A 16079-nucleotide genomic window follows, 5' to 3' on the forward strand; every position below is an offset into this window, starting at 1 on the left:
CTCAGCTGTCTTCACGAGCTGTCTCAATCGGGGAGGTCGGAAAAATCGAGTCGGTGTTCGAGCACGTCGAGCGCCACCGCCTGCACGCTCGTGCCCATCGAGAAGGCGCGTGCCTGGAGCCGGGCAAATGCTTCGGTCGCAGAGATGTCGAGCTGCACGAGGATCATGCCCGTGGCCTGGTGAACGTCACGGCGTATCCCCGGATGGTGGACCGTCTCGTCGTCTTCGTCGCGGTAGATGGCATGGAATGCCCGCTCGACGGCCACCCCGGTGATTGCCGCAGCCAGGGTGGTTGCCTCGAGCAACTCCTGGCCGGTCAGCGGGCCGGGTCGTTCGCGGTGGAGGGTCACTGCCCCTACGGTCACCGCACCCATGCGCAGCGGCAGCGTGAAGATGGCGCCGACCGCGAGCGACGACGCTCCCCGCTGGAACATGGGCCACGGGATTCCGAGGGCATCGTTCACGTCTGATACCAGTACGGGCTTGCCGGATCGCACGCAATCGAATTGCGGCCCCTCACCGAGGTCGAACTGCAGCTCTTCGAGCCGCGCGGCGACGTCGTCGCTCGCGGCCACGCTGACCTGCAGACCCCTCTGGTCGACGACCGACACTGCGGCGCCCGAGATGGGCAGCAGTTCGATGAACGGCATGCAGAGTTCAGCGGTGTTCGCTGACTGCTCGGAGGGCTTACTCACCGGGGGTCACCACATCGCCGCGCCACACCAGACCAGGTTCTCGCAGACCCCCGCAACCCCACACACCCGTCCTCCGACACCGATCGCAAAAGAAGTCGGTACCGGGGTCTGAGGTACCACGACAACAGTACGCCAGCCCATGACGGCAGGCGGGTCGATCTCGAGCCAGCGCGGTGTGGCTCCGCCCGTGCGTCAGTCCGCCGACGTCACCAGGGTCTGCAGTCCGGTCACCCGCAGTAGGTCGAGCCTGGCCTCGTCCGTCGTGCCCGGCGCAACCGTGTAGACGACGATGCGCAGATCGCTGCCGGGGGCGGTCAGTACGTCGCAGTCGACGAGGATCGGCCCGACAGGAGTATTCGTCACCGTCTTGCGGCTCGAGCGGTGCTCTGCCACCTTGGCCTCGGCCCACCGACGCTCGAACTCGGTGCTCTCCGAACGCAGGCGCGCAACGAGCTGGGCAAGCGCCCGATCACGCGGGTATCGCCCGACGGCCGTACGCAGGTCTGCGGCCAGGTCGCTGGCGAAGTCCTCCTCGTGCTGGGCGTCGAATTCGGTTCCGTCGTGTCCCGACGTGAAGTGTCGCCACACCAGGTTGCGCTCGATGCCCGAGTACGTCGACGGGTCGCCGTTGATGGCCGCCCACAGCGGGTTCCACAGGATGATGTCGTGGGTCGCGGTAAATACGGCCATCGGCACGTCGCTCAACCGGTCGACGATGCGCTGCACCCCAGGACTGATGTGTTGCGGAACCACGTCGGCAGAGGGCGGCGCCGCCCCCGCCACCCGGTACAGGTGGTCACGTTCGCTGTCGCTGAGCCGCAGGGCGATTGCCAATGCCCTCAGCAGCTGCGGAGACGGGTTCACTGCCCGGCCCTGCTCGAGCCGCACGATGTAGTCGACGCTGATGCCGGCGAGGGCCGCCAGTTCTTCGCGTCGGAGCCCGCTGGTGCGTCGCCCGCCACCGGCGGGGAGGCCCACATCGGCCGGGTTCACGCGGTCGCGCCACGACCTCAGCACGTTGGCGAATTCACTCATTCCCCCATCCTGCGTCACTCGCGACGACCGAGAGTGGTACTGACAGTCCTCCCGTCACAGGGTGCCTGTGGGCTCCGACGCGCAGCGCTCAGGATGGGCACATGACAACAACACTCATCACCGGGGCCAACAAGAGCCTCGGCCTCGAAACCGCTCGCCGACTCATCGACGCCGGCCACACCGTGTATGCCGGGATGCGGGAGCTCGCGAACGGCGCCGATGCTCGCGCCCTCGGCGCCATCCCCGTGCAACTCGACGTCACCGATGAGGCGAGCGTCCACGCCGCGCTCACCTCGCTGCCCGAACTCGACGTGCTCGTCAACAACGCAGGCATCCTCGGCACCTCGTTCGGCGTCGACGACCTGACCCCCGACGCCATGCAGGAGGTGCTCGACATCAACGTGCTGGGTATCGTGCGGGTGACCCAGGCCGCACTCCCGCTCCTGCGGCTGTCTGACAACCCGGTCATCGTCAACGTCGCGTCCGGGGTCGGCTGGCCGCGCTTCCTGAGCACCGAAGGACACGATGAATTTCCCGTGCCTGCCATTCCGTATGCGGCATCCAAGGCTGCCGTCATCGCCCTCACCGTGCAGTACGCCAAGAACCTGCCGACTTTTCGCATCAACGTGAGCGACCCGGGATACACCTCCACGGACTTCAACCACCACAGCGGGCACCAGACCGTGACCGAGGGTACCGACGCGACGGTGATGCTCGCGCTCGTCGGCGCCGACGGCCCCACGGGGGAGTTCCACAACCGGCACGGTCGCATCGAGTACTGACAGCGCGCTAGTTCCTCCCGGCAGCCGGGGTCGTACGATGCGCCGCGTGCACCGGACCACCCCGGCTGCCAACCGCTCCTCTCCCAGCCGACCCGGCCTCGTGGGGCCTAGGCTGATCGGCAACCAAGGGAACGCAATACGTATGGAACTCACCACTCTGACCATTGGCACTCACCGCTTCCTGCTGCGCGTCGACGTCGATATCGACGCCTTCCAGGCCGAGCTCCTCGCCACCGTCCGTGACGGCGGCGGCGTGATCGAGATCCCCACCGCGGGCACCGACCGCGTAGACGCCCTCGTCACGCCAGGAGTGCCGCTGCTGTTCGAGCACCGCCACATCTCCGAAGACGGCGCCGACTCCGACTGGAACGGCAGCACGCCCTTCGTGCCGTGGGACGAGTTCGACACGTATCTCGCCTAGCCCCACTACCCGGGTATCGCGCCGCTGAGCCCTCTCAGAAGGGCCCGATGGATGCCGCTTCCTCACGCGACAGCGGACGCAACTGCTCCTCGCTCACCGGAAACGCCACCGAGTAGTACACCTGTGGCGCGCTCATGTCGCCCCAGTCGTCCTTCTTCACGCGGATCCCGGTCGTCGACACCTCGGCGATCCGCACCCGCAGCCAGCTGCCATCATCGCGCCGCAGCGCATACGCTTCGGCGAGGAACGCCAGCCCGATCGAGTCGAGCGTCTCCTCGGCGACCATCCAGTCCACGACGTCAGTGCGCCGCCGCCCGAGGAGGTCGAAGGCGACGAAGCCGTCACCGACGGGTTCCATCCAGCCCACGACCTCGCCGTCGTCTAAACGTCGGTGTTCGATCCACGTCGGGTTCATGCATCCACGCTATCGAGCGCATGTGTTGCGAGGCGAGCTCGCGTCCGCTCGTAGGCTCGAAATATGAAAGACGTCACTATCCGACCGACGACAGCCGACGACTGGCAGCAGGTTCGCGATCTTCGACTCGAGATGCTGCGCGACACTCCCGAGGCATATGTCGAGACAGTGGATGCTGCGCTCCAGCACAACGAAGCAGAGTGGCGCATGCGCGGAGAACGCGGAACCTCTGACACCGGCACGGCCCTGGTCGCCATCGATCACACCGGACGCTGGGTCGGGACGATGCGAGCGTCATTCTTCGACCCCGCGGAGCCCCCGATGCTGCTGGGCGTCTACGTCGCGCCGTCCCATCGAGGACGCGGCGCCGGCGTCGCCGACGCCCTGCTCGACCAGATCGAGGATTGGGCGGCGCAGCACGCCGACGAACTGAAGTTGTCCGTGCACGAGAACAACGACCGAGCGCGAGCGTTCTACGAACGCCGCGGGTACACGCTAACCGGCCACACCGAGCCCTACCCCCTCGATGTCACGCAGCGCGAGTTCGAGATGAGCCGCAAGCTCACCCGGCACTGACTCAGCGGGCTATCGCCCTGTCAGCGCGGCGAGCAGCCGGGCGTTCGCGTCACGCCACTCCTGCTCGTCACCCTCCGCCCACAGCTCCGCGAGCTCACCATCGGGCGACGACGCGACCTCGACCGCGCGGGCTGCCGTCGCGGCAAGACGTGCGGACGGTCTGCGTGCCCGCGCGACGAAGTTGACCGCACTGTCGGTATACGCGTCGTTCTGGGTCGGACGTCCCAACCCGTGGGCAACCACCTCGGCGGCGGCGATCGCGATACACGCGGTGTCGGCGTCGAGCGGCGCACCGCTGCTCACCGCGCGTTGCAGTGCGTCTTTCACGACGTTCCAGCGCTTCTGGTCGTCGAGTTCCCACCCGAAATCGCCAGCCGCGTCGTTGCCGAACGGTTCCCCACTCCATGTCCCCATGCGCCGACAGTAGTTGAGAGAAGGCGTATTTCGCGCCCATCAGGGGACGCTTCGGGTCCCCTTCGTCAATTCGGAGCAACCGCCGGCACGAGTGGCACCCGGCGACCTCGCCTACTCCCGCTCGACCGGCAACCACAGCTCGCAGGTCGCGGTGCTGAAGTCCTCGGAACGGTCGAGCACCGCCACGATCGACGGCCCCGGGCGTAGCCGCCACGGGTTCGACGGGAACCAGTCGGTAGCGGTCGCGGCCCAGGTCTCTTGCAGCGCCGCCGGGTGCGGGCCCTCCGTGCGGAACACCGCCCACTCGCCCTCGGGCACCTCGATCACGTCGAGGTCTTGCGGCACATCGGCAGAGGCATCCACTGCCACGCCGTGCAGGTAGGTCAGGTGCGTTCCCTCGACGTAGTCCGGGTCGACATCCGCCGTCACCTGCAGCAGTCCCGGCGGCTCGGTGTTGCTCAACTGCTTGAGTCGCGCGTGCTCGGCCTGGGGGAGTGACGTGATCAGCTCCTGGATGTGCGGGTTGATGCCTTCGTGAATGAGCGGCACCCGGGCCGAGTGCCCGATGAGCCGGAAGGCGGGTGGTTCGGCGATGCGAGTGTCCATGGTGCTGTTCCCTTCTATTGTCAGGCGAAACCTGATCTGCGGTTGTGCTCGAAGGGGTCCGCCGTCACGCCGCACGTCGCTCGGACCGGCGCCATGCACGGCGCGGAATGCCCGACCGAATGCCTCGGTCGAGCCGTACCCGTAACGCACGGCGATGCCCAACAGGTCATCGGCGCCCAGCACTTCGGCCGCCGCGACCGACATCCTGCGCCGGCGCACGTACTCCGACAATGGCATCCCGGCCAGCGACGAGAACATCCGCCGCAGGTGGTACTCCGTCGTGCCAAGCGTGCTGGCGAGCTGGGCGACTTCGAGTTCCTCGGTGAGGTGCCCGTCGATGTACTCGACGAGCCGGTTGAGTTCCGCGATCACGGTTGCCCCCTTTCGATGTCTCAATCCTGACGCGAGCACCATCCGCGCACCCGACTATCGCGGTCCGATTGAATCAAACGGGACCCCCACGTTTTCGCCCCACCCCGCAACTCCGCGACAATTGGCAGATGACCCCTCCCACGTCACCCCTGCACGACCTCGCGCACGCCTACGGCGTCTCCACCTCGTTCGAGAACTGGAAAGACGACGTCGTCGAGGTTCCTGACGACGCCATCGTCGAAGTGCTCGCCGCGATGGGCGTCGATGCATCCGACCCCGCGGCTGCCATCGCCGCCAAGACCGAGGCAGGGTGGCGACGGATGCTGCCGCCCTCGCACGTCGTCACGCGGGGCGACACCGCGAGCCTGACCGTGCACGTGCCGCACGGCTCCACAGTGACCGTCGACCTGCACCTCGAGAGCGGGTCGACCCGAATGCTCGCCGATCCGGGCACCCCACGCGAGCACCGCACGGTCGACGGCGACGTCGTGGATGAGGTGCTGATCCCGCTGCCCGCAGACCTGCCCCTCGGCTATCACACGGTGAGCGCAGCATCCACGCCCCCGACCGAGACGGGCGAGGCTCGCACCGCCGAAACCCACACCGCCGAGACCACCCTCATCGTCACCCCGCCGTGGCTCGGGCTGCCCGCCACCCTCAAGGACGGCTCCTCGTGGGGCTTCGCGACGCAGCTCTACAGCGTGCGGTCGGCGCAGTCCTGGGGCGTCGGAGACCTCACCGACCTGACCGACATGGCGGTGTGGTCGGCATCGGAGCTCGGCGCCGACTACGTACTCATCAACCCGCTGCACGCGGCAGAGCCCGTGGTGCCGCTGGAGCCGTCGCCGTACCTGCCGTCGTCCAGGCGGTTCTTCAACCCGCTGTACCTGCGGATCGAGGACGTGTCCGAGTATGCCTGGCTCGATGACCAGGGCCGGGCGCGCATCGATGGGCTCGCAGCATCCGTTCACGAACGCCTCGACACCGCCGACGTGATCGACCGCGACACCTCCTGGACGGCGAAGCGCGAGGCCCTGCAGGTGTTGTACGCAGCACCCCGCCGCGCCGGACGAGAGCTCGACTTCGCCGCGTACTGCCAGCGGCAGGGTGCGGGCCTTCGCCAGTTCGCGACCTGGAGCGTTCTCGCGATTCACAACGGCAACGATGCCCGCGTCTGGCCCGAGGGGCTTCGGGATGCCACGGGGCTCGAGGTCGCCCGATTCGCCGCCGAACACGGCTCCGAGATCGACTTCGAGATGTGGCTGCAGTGGTTGCTCGACGAGCAGCTGCAGCGTGCACAGGGCAAGGCCGTGAATGCGGGCATGTCGCTCGGCATCATGCACGACCTCGCGGTCGGCGTGCACCCGGGCGGCGCCGACGTATGGCGACTGCGCGACGCGTACGCGACCGGCATGCGGGTCGGTGCACCGCCGGACGCGTTCAACCAGCTCGGGCAGGACTGGCAGCAGCCGCCGTGGCGCCCAGACAAGTTGGCCGAGCTTGCGTACGCGCCGTTCCGCGACCTCATCGCCAATGTGCTGCGGCACGCGGGCGGCGTGCGCATCGACCACATCATCGGGCTGTTCCGCCTGTGGTGGGTGCCGGCCGGCCGCACTCCCGACCAGGGCACCTATGTGCGCTACGACCACGAAGCGATGATCGGCGTGCTCGCGCTCGAGGCGCACCGGGCCGGCGCGGTGGTCGTGGGAGAAGATCTCGGTGTCGTTGAGCAGTCCGCCCGCGATTACCTTCTGGAACGCGGCATCCTGGGCACTTCGATCCTGTGGTTCGAACGCGACGAGAACGGCGATCCGCTGCCCGCCGAGAAGTGGCGCGAGCTGTGCCTGGCGTCGGTGACGACGCATGACCTTCCGCCGAACGCCGGGTACCTGGCGGGGGAGCATGTAAAGCTGCGCGACCGGCTCGGGCTACTGACCCGCCCGGTAGAAGAAGAAGCGGCGGCCGATCAAGCCGAGCGCGCGAGCTGGCTCGACGAGATCCGCAGCCGCGGGTTGCTGGCCGACGACGCATCGGTGACCGAGACCATCACTGCGCTGCACCGCTACCTCGCGCTAGCCCCGTCGCGCCTGCTCAACATCGCGTTGACCGACGCCGTCGGCGACCGCCGCACCCAGAACCAGCCCGGCACGCTCGACGAGTACCCGAACTGGCGCATCCCACTCTCCGGACCCGACGGCACCCCGCTCCGGCTCGAAGACGTCATGGCGTCGACGAGTGCGGCGGCTCTGGCGACCGCGATGACCGCGGGGCGGGTGGTGCCCACGCTCGGTGCGCAGGCAGCCGGCTCCGCTGCGTCGACCGCGGCAGCGGCGGGCGACCCCGTCGAACCGCGCCCAGAAGATGCGATCGCGGATGCCGCGCGCGCCGTTCCCGACACCACCGACCACACCGCGGTCTGAGAGAGCACGTGCCGAACCGCTGCGCACCGTGGGCTGACGGGCCCGAGAGCCGAGTCGAGCCCACGGTGCAGCGGGGGAGCGCGCAGTGACCGCCGCACCCAAGATCGGCACGAAAGACGGCACCGAGACCGCCACCGAAGTTCGCGAAAGCCGCTCCGAGATCGTGGCCGCACGGCTCGACCGCCCGATGGGCGTGCTCGGCCTGATCTTTCTGTTCGTTGTGCTCGGCCAGAACATCGCCGAAGCACCGTGGCTCGTCACCACCCTGTCGGTGCTCGGCTGGGTGTTCTGGGCGGTGTTCGTGGCCGAGTTCATCCTGCGGGCACACATCGCGGGCTATAGCGCGCTGTTCTGGCGGCGGCACTGGTGGCAGGTGCTGTTTCTGGCGCTGCCGTTCTTGCGGTTCTTTCGGGCATTGGCGCTGTTCCGGTTCGCGCGGGTCGCCCGGGTGGCGCGCCTGGGCGGAGTGCTCTCGGCCGGGGTGCGCGGATCCCGCTCGGCGGGCCGCTTGCTCTCCAACCGCATCGCCTGGCTCGCCGCCGTGACCGCCGTCGTCGTTCTCGCGTCGAGTCAGCTGCTTTTCGTTCTCGACGACTCGATGAACTACGGCGACGCGCTGTTCCAGGCCGCAATGGCGACCATCACAGGCGCGGCGATCGACAGTGACGGAACGCTCGTGCGGCTGCTGCAGGTGACTCTGGCGGTCTACTCCGTGGTCGTATTCGCAACACTGGCCGGGTCACTGGGCGCATACTTTCTGCGGCCCGAGGCACCGCCGCAGCCCGATGAGATCAAGGTGGATGCTTCGGCAGCTCGCCCGCCGACCGGCACGGCACCGACCACTCGCAACATGCCCGAAGTCGATCGACATGACCGTTGATTGCAGTATGACTGTCGTGCTGCGAAAATAGCAGCATGGCCATCTCGATTACTATCCGCGACGTGCCCGACGCCGTCAGAGACACCCTTGCTGCGCGGGCGGCGCGATCCGGTCGCTCGTTGCAGGAGTATCTGTCCCTGCAGTTGCGAGAACTCGCTGACCGTCCATCTATCGACGACGCCATTGCCGAAATCAGGGCGCGGGCCGTGCACTATCCCTCTGTGAACACCGCAGAGATACTCGAGGCCATCGACGCAGACCGCAAGTGAGTGCTCCCCGTTTCGTGGTTGACGCGTCGGCGGTCGTGTTGCTGCTCACGCATCCGGCAGCGGTCGGCTCGTCGATCGCATCGAAACTGAGCGGCGCGGAACTGCACGCGCCCGATCACCTGCCCATCGAGGTCACCAACGTGCTTCGCCGCCGGAGGAACTCCGGTTCGCTCAGCGAGACCGAAGCGCTTCTGGCAGTCGACGGATTTTGGAGCCTGCCGATCGAGCTATGGCCTTTTCGCGTGCTGGCCCAACGGTCATGGTTGCTCGGCCACAACATGAGCACCTACGACGCCGCGTACGTCGCTCTGGCCGAACGGCTCGACGCGACTTTGATCACGGCAGATCAGCGGCTTGCGCGAGCTCCGGGATCGACATGCGCTTTCGATGTGGTCGGCACGTAGTCGAAGGGTGGATGCAGCGCTGCTGTTACCAAAGCCGCGAAGCCGACAACGGGCTCCCGCAATTCAGGCTCAGCTGACCGACTAGTTCTCGTTCTCGCGGTCCCGCTTCTCGGCTTCCCGTTCGGCCTCGTCGTCGGCCTTCTCTTCGGCCCGCTCGCGGGCGTCGTCTTCGGCGTCTTCGCGCTGTTCTCTCTCGTCTTCGGTCTCACGGGATGGCGACGGAGGGCCTGGCTCGGACGGCGCCGGCGGCGCCTCCTGGCTCGGCGTCGGCGTTGGCGTCTCGCTGGGCGTCGGCTCTTCACTCGGCGTCGGCTCGCTGGGTGCCGACTCACTCGGCGACGGCTCGGTGGCGGGCGCGGGAGTCTGCAGGTCTGACCGCACCAGGTCGATAGCGGCCTGGATGCTGGCGGCGCGGGTCTCGCTCACGGTGCCTTCTGCCTGCGCGGCCACCAGTTGCGCCTGCAGGGTGTCGAGCTGCCCGAGGGCACCTTCGGTATCGCCGGCCGCTGCCGCGTCGGCGACCGCGACCACCCCATCCTGCATCTGCCAGGAGATCGCCGCGTCGAGGTCTCCGTCATCGGCCGCGCATCCGCCGAGAAGCAGCGTGCCGGCGACGATGGCGGCGACCGCTGTGGATCGCAGCCGCATCATGGCGTCACCTCATCCAGCAGCTGCTGGAGGTTGGTGTCGAGTGGCTCGCCGATGACGGGAAGGTCGGGCTGGGGAGGATTCACGGCGTCCACGAACCGGATGATGCCGAAGATCGCGAAGAGAAGGCCGACGATCGCTACCGTGAGGGCGATGGGCTTCGCCCGCGACGTTCGGGCCTTTCTGGTCGCTGGTGTGTCGACTGCGGCCGCGCGCATCGGCTCTGTTCTCGTGGGAACAGCCGCGGGCGTCGGCGTGTACGCGAGGGTGGGAGCGGAGGCAGCCGCCGCAGAGGCAGCCGCGGCCCCAGGCACGTACGGCGTGGTTGCCGCGTCGTCGCCGTGACTCGGCATGACCCTCGTGGCGTTGTCACCCACCACCGGCACCGTGCGCGTCTCCGCCCCGCCGCCGTCGGCGTCGAGCACCCGCCCACGCGTCGACACCTCGAGCGCGGCCGGGCGCCCCTCCGGGTCGATCGCCGTCATTGCGGTGAGTAGCGCATACCAGCCCTGCCCGAACTGGTGGGGGATCTCGGGCGACACCGACAACCGGGCCGCGATCGACTCCACCGGCGTGTGGCCTGCGAATGCGCGCCGCCCGGTGAGTGCCTCGATGAGAACGAGGCCGAGCGCGTAGACATCCGATGCGGGCGTCGGCGCTGCACCGCGGGCCTGCTCCGGCGCGATGTAGGCGGCGGTGCCGATGGCCGTGCCGGTCGCGGTGACCCGGGTAGTGTCAACGAGGTACGCGATGCCGAAGTCGGCCAGCGTGGCGCGGAACGAGTGGTTGGCCGACAGCGGCGGCCGCATCAGGATGTTCGACGGTTTGACGTCGCGGTGGATGATCCCGGCACGGTGCACCACATGCAGTGCCTCACCGATGTCGGCGGCGAGCGACGCGGCGTCGCGCGGGTCGACGGGCCCACGCTGGATCCGCTCGTCGAGGGTCTCCCCGTCGACGTACTCCATGACGAGGTAGGCCGAGCCCTGCCCGCCGACCTTCGCATCGAACAGGGTGACCAGCGACGGGTGGTTCAGCGAGGCGAGTAGCCGCATTTCGGATGCCCGTCTGGCGTCATCGACAGCATCGGCGACACCGGGCGGAAAGACCTTGACCGCGACGGTGCGGCCGAGCTGCTCGTCGGTGGCGCGGAACACGGTAGCCATTCCGCCCGATCCTACGAATTCATCGAGGCGATAGCGGCCATCCAGTAGCTGCCCGACCTGGGCTGACGCGAACGCAGGCTGAGGAGTCATGAAACAAGCTTCTCATTGCCTCGTGACCCACACCCTCTGTCGGGCGTCCATCACGGTGACGATGACGGCGTGCGGAACGGTCAACGCCGACAGCAGCACGAGGTAGACGCCGAGGAGGTACTCGGGATCCGCGGTGGAACGCGGGCCGAAGACCGCCAGCCCGATGAGGATGACCAGGGCGATGAGCGTGACGGGCGCAGCATCCACTGCGAAGCGCCATAGCGGGCGACCCAGGCGACCCGCCTCGAGGTCCGCCGTGCTCGCCGGGTCGATGCCGGAGAGGCGGATGATGTGACGGAGGGCGTGCCAGAGGCAGAAGTAGAGTCCGATGGCGAGTACCGCGGGAACGGCGGCGAAGAACACCGCGAGCAGGGCGACGTCCGCGATGTCGATGAGCCAGCTCCGACGGGACTGACGCGACCGACGGGCGGCGATGCCGGTGACCAGGGCGTACGCGACCAGGGCTCCGACGATGAGCGCGGTGCCGATGGCCGGGTCGACGGCGGGGATCAGCGACGGCGTTCCGGTCGCGCCGAAGACTGAGGTGGCCCCCGCCTCCACAGAACGGTAGGTGTCTCCCTGCGCGACGAGCGGCACGACCATTGGCAGCGCCCCGCGCACGAGGAGGGCTGCGGCCTTCGATGCCCGCGATCGGAGGTGGTGGGCGCCGTCGAGGGCAAGCACCGCGAACAGGTCACCCTGCCCCCAGTGGTACCAGGTGAGCAGGATGAACAGGCCGAACGCGAGCATCGGGGCGATCGCCCACAGCGCGAGGGTCGCCGTGCCGAGCAGCGCGTAAAGCACGACCACGCGCGCAATGGAGCGCGTGCTGGGCCGCGTTCCCGCCAGCCGCGCGGGAACCAGGTGGTCGAGGGCACCGTGCGGCAGTCCGAAGATCACCAGGCTCGCCGCCAGCGGCAGGTACTGCAGCCACAGCGGAATCTGCGCCCCCGCGAGCGACACCACAATGAGAACGACGAACAACACGCGGGTCGGCAGCGTGAAGCGGCGCGCGAACGCCGAGCGGGCCGCGGCCGGCAGCGCCTCGGCGACGCCGGCTGAGCCGCCAGCGCCGCCGACCCCGCCCACCCTGCGGTCAGCGGTGGAGGCGCGCACGGGCCCTGCTCCAGATCGTTCTGACGGCGGCGGCGAGAAACCAGTGGATGGGGAGCGCGAGGATGAGCCGGAGTTCATCCCGGGGGCGGCTGGTGTCGCACAGAAAGCGCACGAGGGGGGCCGGGGGAGTCCGCGTGAACATGCGGGTGAAGACCAGCGGACCGCGCTCGGGATGGTCGCGCAGAAAGCGCAGGAAGACGGCATCCAATGCCCGAATGCGCTTCGGCGACAGCTGCAGCTCGTAGGGCTCGTCGCGCACCACGGCCCGGGCGATCGCGCGTGCACTGCGCTGGATGCGCAGAAAGGCGTACCCCGTGCTCGGCCGGGTGGCTCCGGCGCCCGAACCGACGTCGAACCGTCGGGGGCCGGTTGCAGGATGCTGCGGCGCATCGGTCATCGGAATCACCCCGCGCTCCACGCCGTCGACCACGAACTCGCCGGGCGCCAGCCCGAAGCGGTCGGCGACATACGCGTCGATCTCCGCTCGGTAGCCGGCCTCGGTCGGCCCGGTGTCGGCGAAGTACACGTTCTCGACGAGCGCCTCACGCGGCGACAGCGGAACGACGTACATGAAGTGCATGCCGCGGGCCTGGTCGACGTCGAAATCCATCAGCATGCACTTCTCGGGGTCGAACACCGGCGCACCGGTGCGGATGCGCACCCCGACGAAACGCTGCAGAAGAGTGGTGGATGCCGCCGGCCGCTGCGGCCCTCGGGGCCCGCGCGCGTCGATCACCGTGCGGGCGCGCACCGTGCCGCGGTCGGTGACGAGTCGGGTCACCCCGCCCTCCTCGACCTGCTCGAGCACGCGTTCGCCGAGCCGCAGGTGTACCGCGGGGTTCGTGTCGGTGTCGGCGCTCGCTTCGCCGAGCCGGTCGAGTGCCGACTGGTAGAACGTCGTCGCGGGCAGTACTAGGTATGGCGTAGACGGCTGTGCGCTGTCGACGGTGTCGCCGCTGGAGCGGACGGACCAGGCATCCATCGCCCCTATTGCGGTGTCGGTGAAGGGGTTGCGGTCGACGTTCCAGAAGCACCAGGTGCGGTCGTCGGTGAAGTCGGTGCGCCCGTCGATGAGCCACATGCTGCCGGCGAACCCCTCGTCGACGAGGGCGACTGCGGTGGACAGCCCCGCGCATCCGGCCCCCAGGATGACCACGTCGACGACGTCGGGTGTCGTGTCGAGGGCGAGGAGCGCCGACGGAATCTCGACCTTCTCCAGCCGCAGGGATTGCGGCAAAGCCGAGCGGCTGTCGACCGAGAAGCGGTCCTGCACGGTCATCGCGCACCGGCGCTTTCGCCAACCGCCGTAGCCACGTTCTCGGCGGCTGACGGCAACATCATGAGCACAGGTTAGGACTCGAACACCGGCGTGCCGCTGGGAACGGGGTACGCGCCCGTGAGCCGCTCGTTGTTTTGCAGCAAACCCGCCGGCGGCATTCAGTTAACGCCCAGGTGCAGCTACTTCTCCCAAGCAGTGATCAGCGACAGACCGCGCGATGTTCGTTCTTCGTCGAGTAGCTCCTGCAGCAGTTCCAGCTTGGCTGCGGTATAGTCCATTCCGGCAAGGCCGGAGGCGGCCAAGTCAAGCTTCAACTGCCCGTACCGCTCGCGTGCACTCTCGTCATGCAGCAGCTTGTCTCGCAACACCCTCTGGTTGCAGGTGGGCCACGACTCTGGCGTGAAGACGTGCAGGATGGCTGTCCTGCCTGTGTCGTTGCTCTTGGTGTAGACCGCGTGGGTCTTCGGCCCAGACGTGTACACGCTGTAGCCAAGACTCGCGATGGAGGGCTGCAGGGCGAACGGGTCGATACCGGCGATGGCGCACGCGGCGAGATCGATCACGGGTTTCGCTGCCAGGTCGGGTATCGCCGTGCTGCCGACGTGCTCGATTGCGGTGACGGAATCAGCCAGTGCGATCTCGAGAGTGGCTGCCTCTCGCTCGAAACGCAGGCGCCAGTCCGGACTATACGGCTGGACGGTCACCACGCTTTCAACCTATCGCCAAGCACCCGCTCAGTACTTCGCCGCGAACCCACCATCGGCGTACAGCAACTGCCCCGTGACCCATTTACCGCGCGGCCCAACCAGAAACGACACCATGTCGGCGACATCGGTCGGCGTCCCCAGCCGCCCGGTCGGCTGCCGCGCGATGCCCGACGCACGCACCTCCTCAGTCATCCACCCGGTGTCCACCGGGCCGGGATTCAGCGCGTTCGACCGTATGCCCAGGTGCCCGAGCTCCTTCGCCGCCGAGATCACGATGCGGTCGAGGGCGCCCTTGCTCGCGCCGTACGGCATGTTGTGCGTCGTGTGGTCGCTCGTGAGTGCGACGATCGCGCCGCCGTCGGGCCCGATCTGGCGGGCGAACTCGGCGATGAGCAGCCAGCTCGCCCGCGTGTTGACGGCGAAGTGCCGGTCGAAGCTCTCGACGGTGGTGGTCAGGATGCTGGAGTCCACGCCCTCCGCGTGACTCAGCACCAGAGCGCTGACCGTGCCGAGCCGCTCGTTGACCGCACCCATGAGAGTCGAGGCGGCATCCGTTCTCTCCAGGTCCACCGGAACCGCGATCGCACGATCGCCGAACTCCTCGAACAGCGCGTCGAGACCCGCCGCCCCGCCGTTGACCCGGTCGTCGTACCCCGTCCAGTAGCTGACGGCGAGATCCCACCCGTCGGCGATGAGCGTGCGGGCAATCCCCGCGCCGATACCGACGGGCCGTCCGACCCCCGTGATGACTGCAACTGGTCGTGACATGAGGGGGAGTCTAGGGCGATGGATGCCGCCGCCCGCAGCTACGGCGCCGGTGGGCCGTCAGACCGTGCGCTGCCGTCCGCGGCCCCGGGCCCCCGCGGCTTCTTCGTCGCCGCGATCCCCCTGGGCCGTGTCCCAATGGCTCCTTCATGCACATGAGGGCCCTCACGCCGTCAGCTGCCTCCCCGAGCAAGTAAATGGGCGTAGAAAGCCGGCAATTGCAGGGAGTTAGTTTGCGACGCGTTTCGGACGAAAAACTCATGGTTCCCACCCTCCCGTTTCACGAACGACCGAGTGGATCGCGAGTTGAGTCCCGCATAGTGGTGTAGCCGCGGTGGCCCGGCTCGTCGTGAAGACGTGGACGCGGTCACCGTGTGATCCTTCGAGAAGTCTCTTACCTCGACTCGAAAGGCATCATCACGATGACCGCTCCCCATATTGTCGACCCTGCCGGCCTGCTCGGTGAAGCCCTCACCGACGCGTCCCCAGATCTGATGCGCAGTCTGCTGCAGACCATGATCAACGCCCTCCTCTCCGCCGACGCCGATGCTGTCGCCGGCGCCGAATGGGGCAAACCCAGCCCTGACCGCACCGCTCAACGGAACGGGTACCGGCGGCGCGAGCTCGACACCCGCGTCGGCACCATCGACGTCGCCATCCCGAAGCTCCGGTCGGGAACCTATTTCCCGGAGTGGCTCCTCGAGCGGCGGAAGCGAGCGGAAGCGGCGATGATCACCGTCGTCGCCGACTGCTACCTCGCCGGGGTCTCCACCCGCCGGATGGACAAACTCGTCAAGACCCTCGGCATTCACAACCTGTCGAAGTCGCAGGTGTCGAGGATGGCGGCGGACCTCGACGAGCACGTCGAGCAGTTCCGGCACCGCCCGTTGGGGGATGCGGGACCGTTCACCTTCGTCGCCGCCGACGCGCTCACCATGAAGGTCCGCGAGGGCGGCCGGGTGATCAACGCCGTCGTCCTCGTCGCGACCGGGGTGAACGCGGACGGGCGTCGGGAGGTC

General features: G+C 68.1%; 19 protein-coding genes. 8 read left to right on the plus strand and 11 right to left on the minus strand.

Annotated features, from left to right (window positions below; all coding sequences use genetic code 11):
* Window positions 1–23: 23 nt before the first annotated feature.
* Both G5S38_RS10235 and G5S38_RS10240 read right to left on the minus strand, forming a co-directional pair.
* Window positions 24–695: a GAF and ANTAR domain-containing protein gene (locus G5S38_RS10235; protein WP_165068114.1), complete on the minus strand. Its 672-nt coding sequence runs from the start codon at window positions 693–695 to the stop codon at window positions 24–26.
* A 192-nt stretch (window positions 696–887) separates the two neighbouring features.
* Complete coding sequence (locus G5S38_RS10240; protein WP_165068116.1) at window positions 888–1730, minus strand: helix-turn-helix transcriptional regulator; 843 nt, start codon at window positions 1728–1730, stop codon at window positions 888–890.
* 101 nt (window positions 1731–1831) lie between these two features.
* Between G5S38_RS10240 and G5S38_RS10245 the strand changes: the two genes are divergently transcribed.
* Together G5S38_RS10245 and G5S38_RS10250 are read left to right on the plus strand one after the other, a co-directional pair.
* The gene (locus tag G5S38_RS10245) at window positions 1832–2512 is read left to right on the plus strand and encodes an SDR family NAD(P)-dependent oxidoreductase (protein ID WP_165068118.1); all 681 of its coding nucleotides are present in this window, start codon (window positions 1832–1834) and stop codon (window positions 2510–2512) included.
* 142 nt (window positions 2513–2654) lie between these two features.
* Entirely contained in the window at window positions 2655–2933 is a 279-nt protein-coding gene (locus tag G5S38_RS10250; RefSeq protein ID WP_165068120.1) for a hypothetical protein, read from the plus strand.
* Between the two features lie 34 nt (window positions 2934–2967).
* On the opposite strand, the gene G5S38_RS10255 is transcribed toward G5S38_RS10250, so the two are convergent.
* A complete protein-coding gene (locus tag G5S38_RS10255; RefSeq protein ID WP_165068122.1) occupies window positions 2968–3348 on the minus strand; it encodes a hypothetical protein in 381 nt (126 codons plus the stop codon).
* A 63-nt stretch (window positions 3349–3411) separates the two neighbouring features.
* On the opposite strand from G5S38_RS10255, the gene G5S38_RS10260 reads away from it, so the two are divergent.
* Window positions 3412–3924, plus strand: coding sequence for a GNAT family N-acetyltransferase (locus G5S38_RS10260; protein WP_165068125.1), 513 nt, complete (start codon window positions 3412–3414; stop codon window positions 3922–3924).
* 9 nt (window positions 3925–3933) lie between these two features.
* Here the strand turns inward: G5S38_RS10260 and G5S38_RS10265 are convergent, their stop codons facing one another.
* Window positions 3934–4338 (minus strand): DUF4259 domain-containing protein, encoded by a 405-nt coding sequence (locus G5S38_RS10265; RefSeq protein ID WP_165068127.1) that lies wholly within the window; start codon window positions 4336–4338, stop codon window positions 3934–3936.
* 111 nt (window positions 4339–4449) lie between these two features.
* Window positions 4450–5316: an AraC family transcriptional regulator gene (locus tag G5S38_RS10270; RefSeq protein ID WP_165068129.1), complete on the minus strand. Its 867-nt coding sequence runs from the start codon at window positions 5314–5316 to the stop codon at window positions 4450–4452.
* A 128-nt stretch (window positions 5317–5444) separates the two neighbouring features.
* Between G5S38_RS10270 and malQ the strand changes: the two genes are divergently transcribed.
* The 4 genes from malQ to G5S38_RS10290 all read left to right on the plus strand — a co-directional run bounded on the left by malQ (window position 5445) and on the right by G5S38_RS10290 (window position 9289).
* A complete protein-coding gene (gene malQ, locus G5S38_RS10275; RefSeq protein WP_165068132.1) occupies window positions 5445–7736 on the plus strand; it encodes a 4-alpha-glucanotransferase in 2292 nt (763 codons plus the stop codon).
* Window positions 7737–7821: 85 nt separating this feature from the next.
* The gene (locus G5S38_RS10280) at window positions 7822–8616 is read left to right on the plus strand and encodes a hypothetical protein (RefSeq protein WP_201276658.1); all 795 of its coding nucleotides are present in this window, start codon (window positions 7822–7824) and stop codon (window positions 8614–8616) included.
* Between the two features lie 35 nt (window positions 8617–8651).
* Entirely contained in the window at window positions 8652–8885 is a 234-nt protein-coding gene (locus tag G5S38_RS10285) for a FitA-like ribbon-helix-helix domain-containing protein (RefSeq protein WP_165068134.1), read from the plus strand.
* Entirely contained in the window at window positions 8882–9289 is a 408-nt protein-coding gene (locus tag G5S38_RS10290; RefSeq protein WP_165068136.1) for a type II toxin-antitoxin system VapC family toxin, read from the plus strand. The genes G5S38_RS10285 and G5S38_RS10290 overlap by 4 nt, the downstream gene beginning before the upstream one ends.
* Window positions 9290–9370: 81 nt before the next feature.
* Here the strand turns inward: G5S38_RS10290 and G5S38_RS10295 are convergent, their stop codons facing one another.
* The 6 genes from G5S38_RS10295 to G5S38_RS10320 all read right to left on the minus strand — a co-directional run bounded on the left by G5S38_RS10295 (window position 9371) and on the right by G5S38_RS10320 (window position 15063).
* Complete coding sequence (locus G5S38_RS10295) at window positions 9371–9940, minus strand: hypothetical protein (protein WP_165068139.1); 570 nt, start codon at window positions 9938–9940, stop codon at window positions 9371–9373.
* On the minus strand, window positions 9937–11193 hold the full coding sequence (locus tag G5S38_RS10300; RefSeq protein ID WP_165068141.1) for a serine/threonine-protein kinase: 1257 nt from the start codon (window positions 11191–11193) through the stop codon (window positions 9937–9939). Before G5S38_RS10300 ends, G5S38_RS10295 begins: the two co-directional genes overlap by 4 nt.
* 12 nt (window positions 11194–11205) lie before the next feature.
* Complete coding sequence (locus tag G5S38_RS10305; RefSeq protein WP_165068144.1) at window positions 11206–12309, minus strand: Brp/Blh family beta-carotene 15,15'-dioxygenase; 1104 nt, start codon at window positions 12307–12309, stop codon at window positions 11206–11208.
* Window positions 12290–13588 (minus strand): lycopene cyclase family protein, encoded by a 1299-nt coding sequence (locus G5S38_RS10310; protein WP_165068146.1) that lies wholly within the window; start codon window positions 13586–13588, stop codon window positions 12290–12292. Before G5S38_RS10310 ends, G5S38_RS10305 begins: the two co-directional genes overlap by 20 nt.
* Window positions 13589–13767: 179 nt before the next feature.
* Entirely contained in the window at window positions 13768–14295 is a 528-nt protein-coding gene (locus tag G5S38_RS10315; protein ID WP_165068148.1) for a GrpB family protein, read from the minus strand.
* Between the two features lie 27 nt (window positions 14296–14322).
* A complete protein-coding gene (locus tag G5S38_RS10320; RefSeq protein ID WP_165068150.1) occupies window positions 14323–15063 on the minus strand; it encodes an SDR family oxidoreductase in 741 nt (246 codons plus the stop codon).
* A 419-nt stretch (window positions 15064–15482) separates the two neighbouring features.
* Between G5S38_RS10320 and G5S38_RS10325 the strand changes: the two genes are divergently transcribed.
* Window positions 15483–16079: transposase (locus G5S38_RS10325; RefSeq protein WP_201276659.1), on the plus strand; the 597-nt coding region annotated here is incomplete at its 3' end.

Source organism: Marisediminicola senii, from assembly GCF_011057645.1.
Lineage (GTDB): Bacteria > Actinomycetota > Actinomycetes > Actinomycetales > Microbacteriaceae > Marisediminicola > Marisediminicola senii.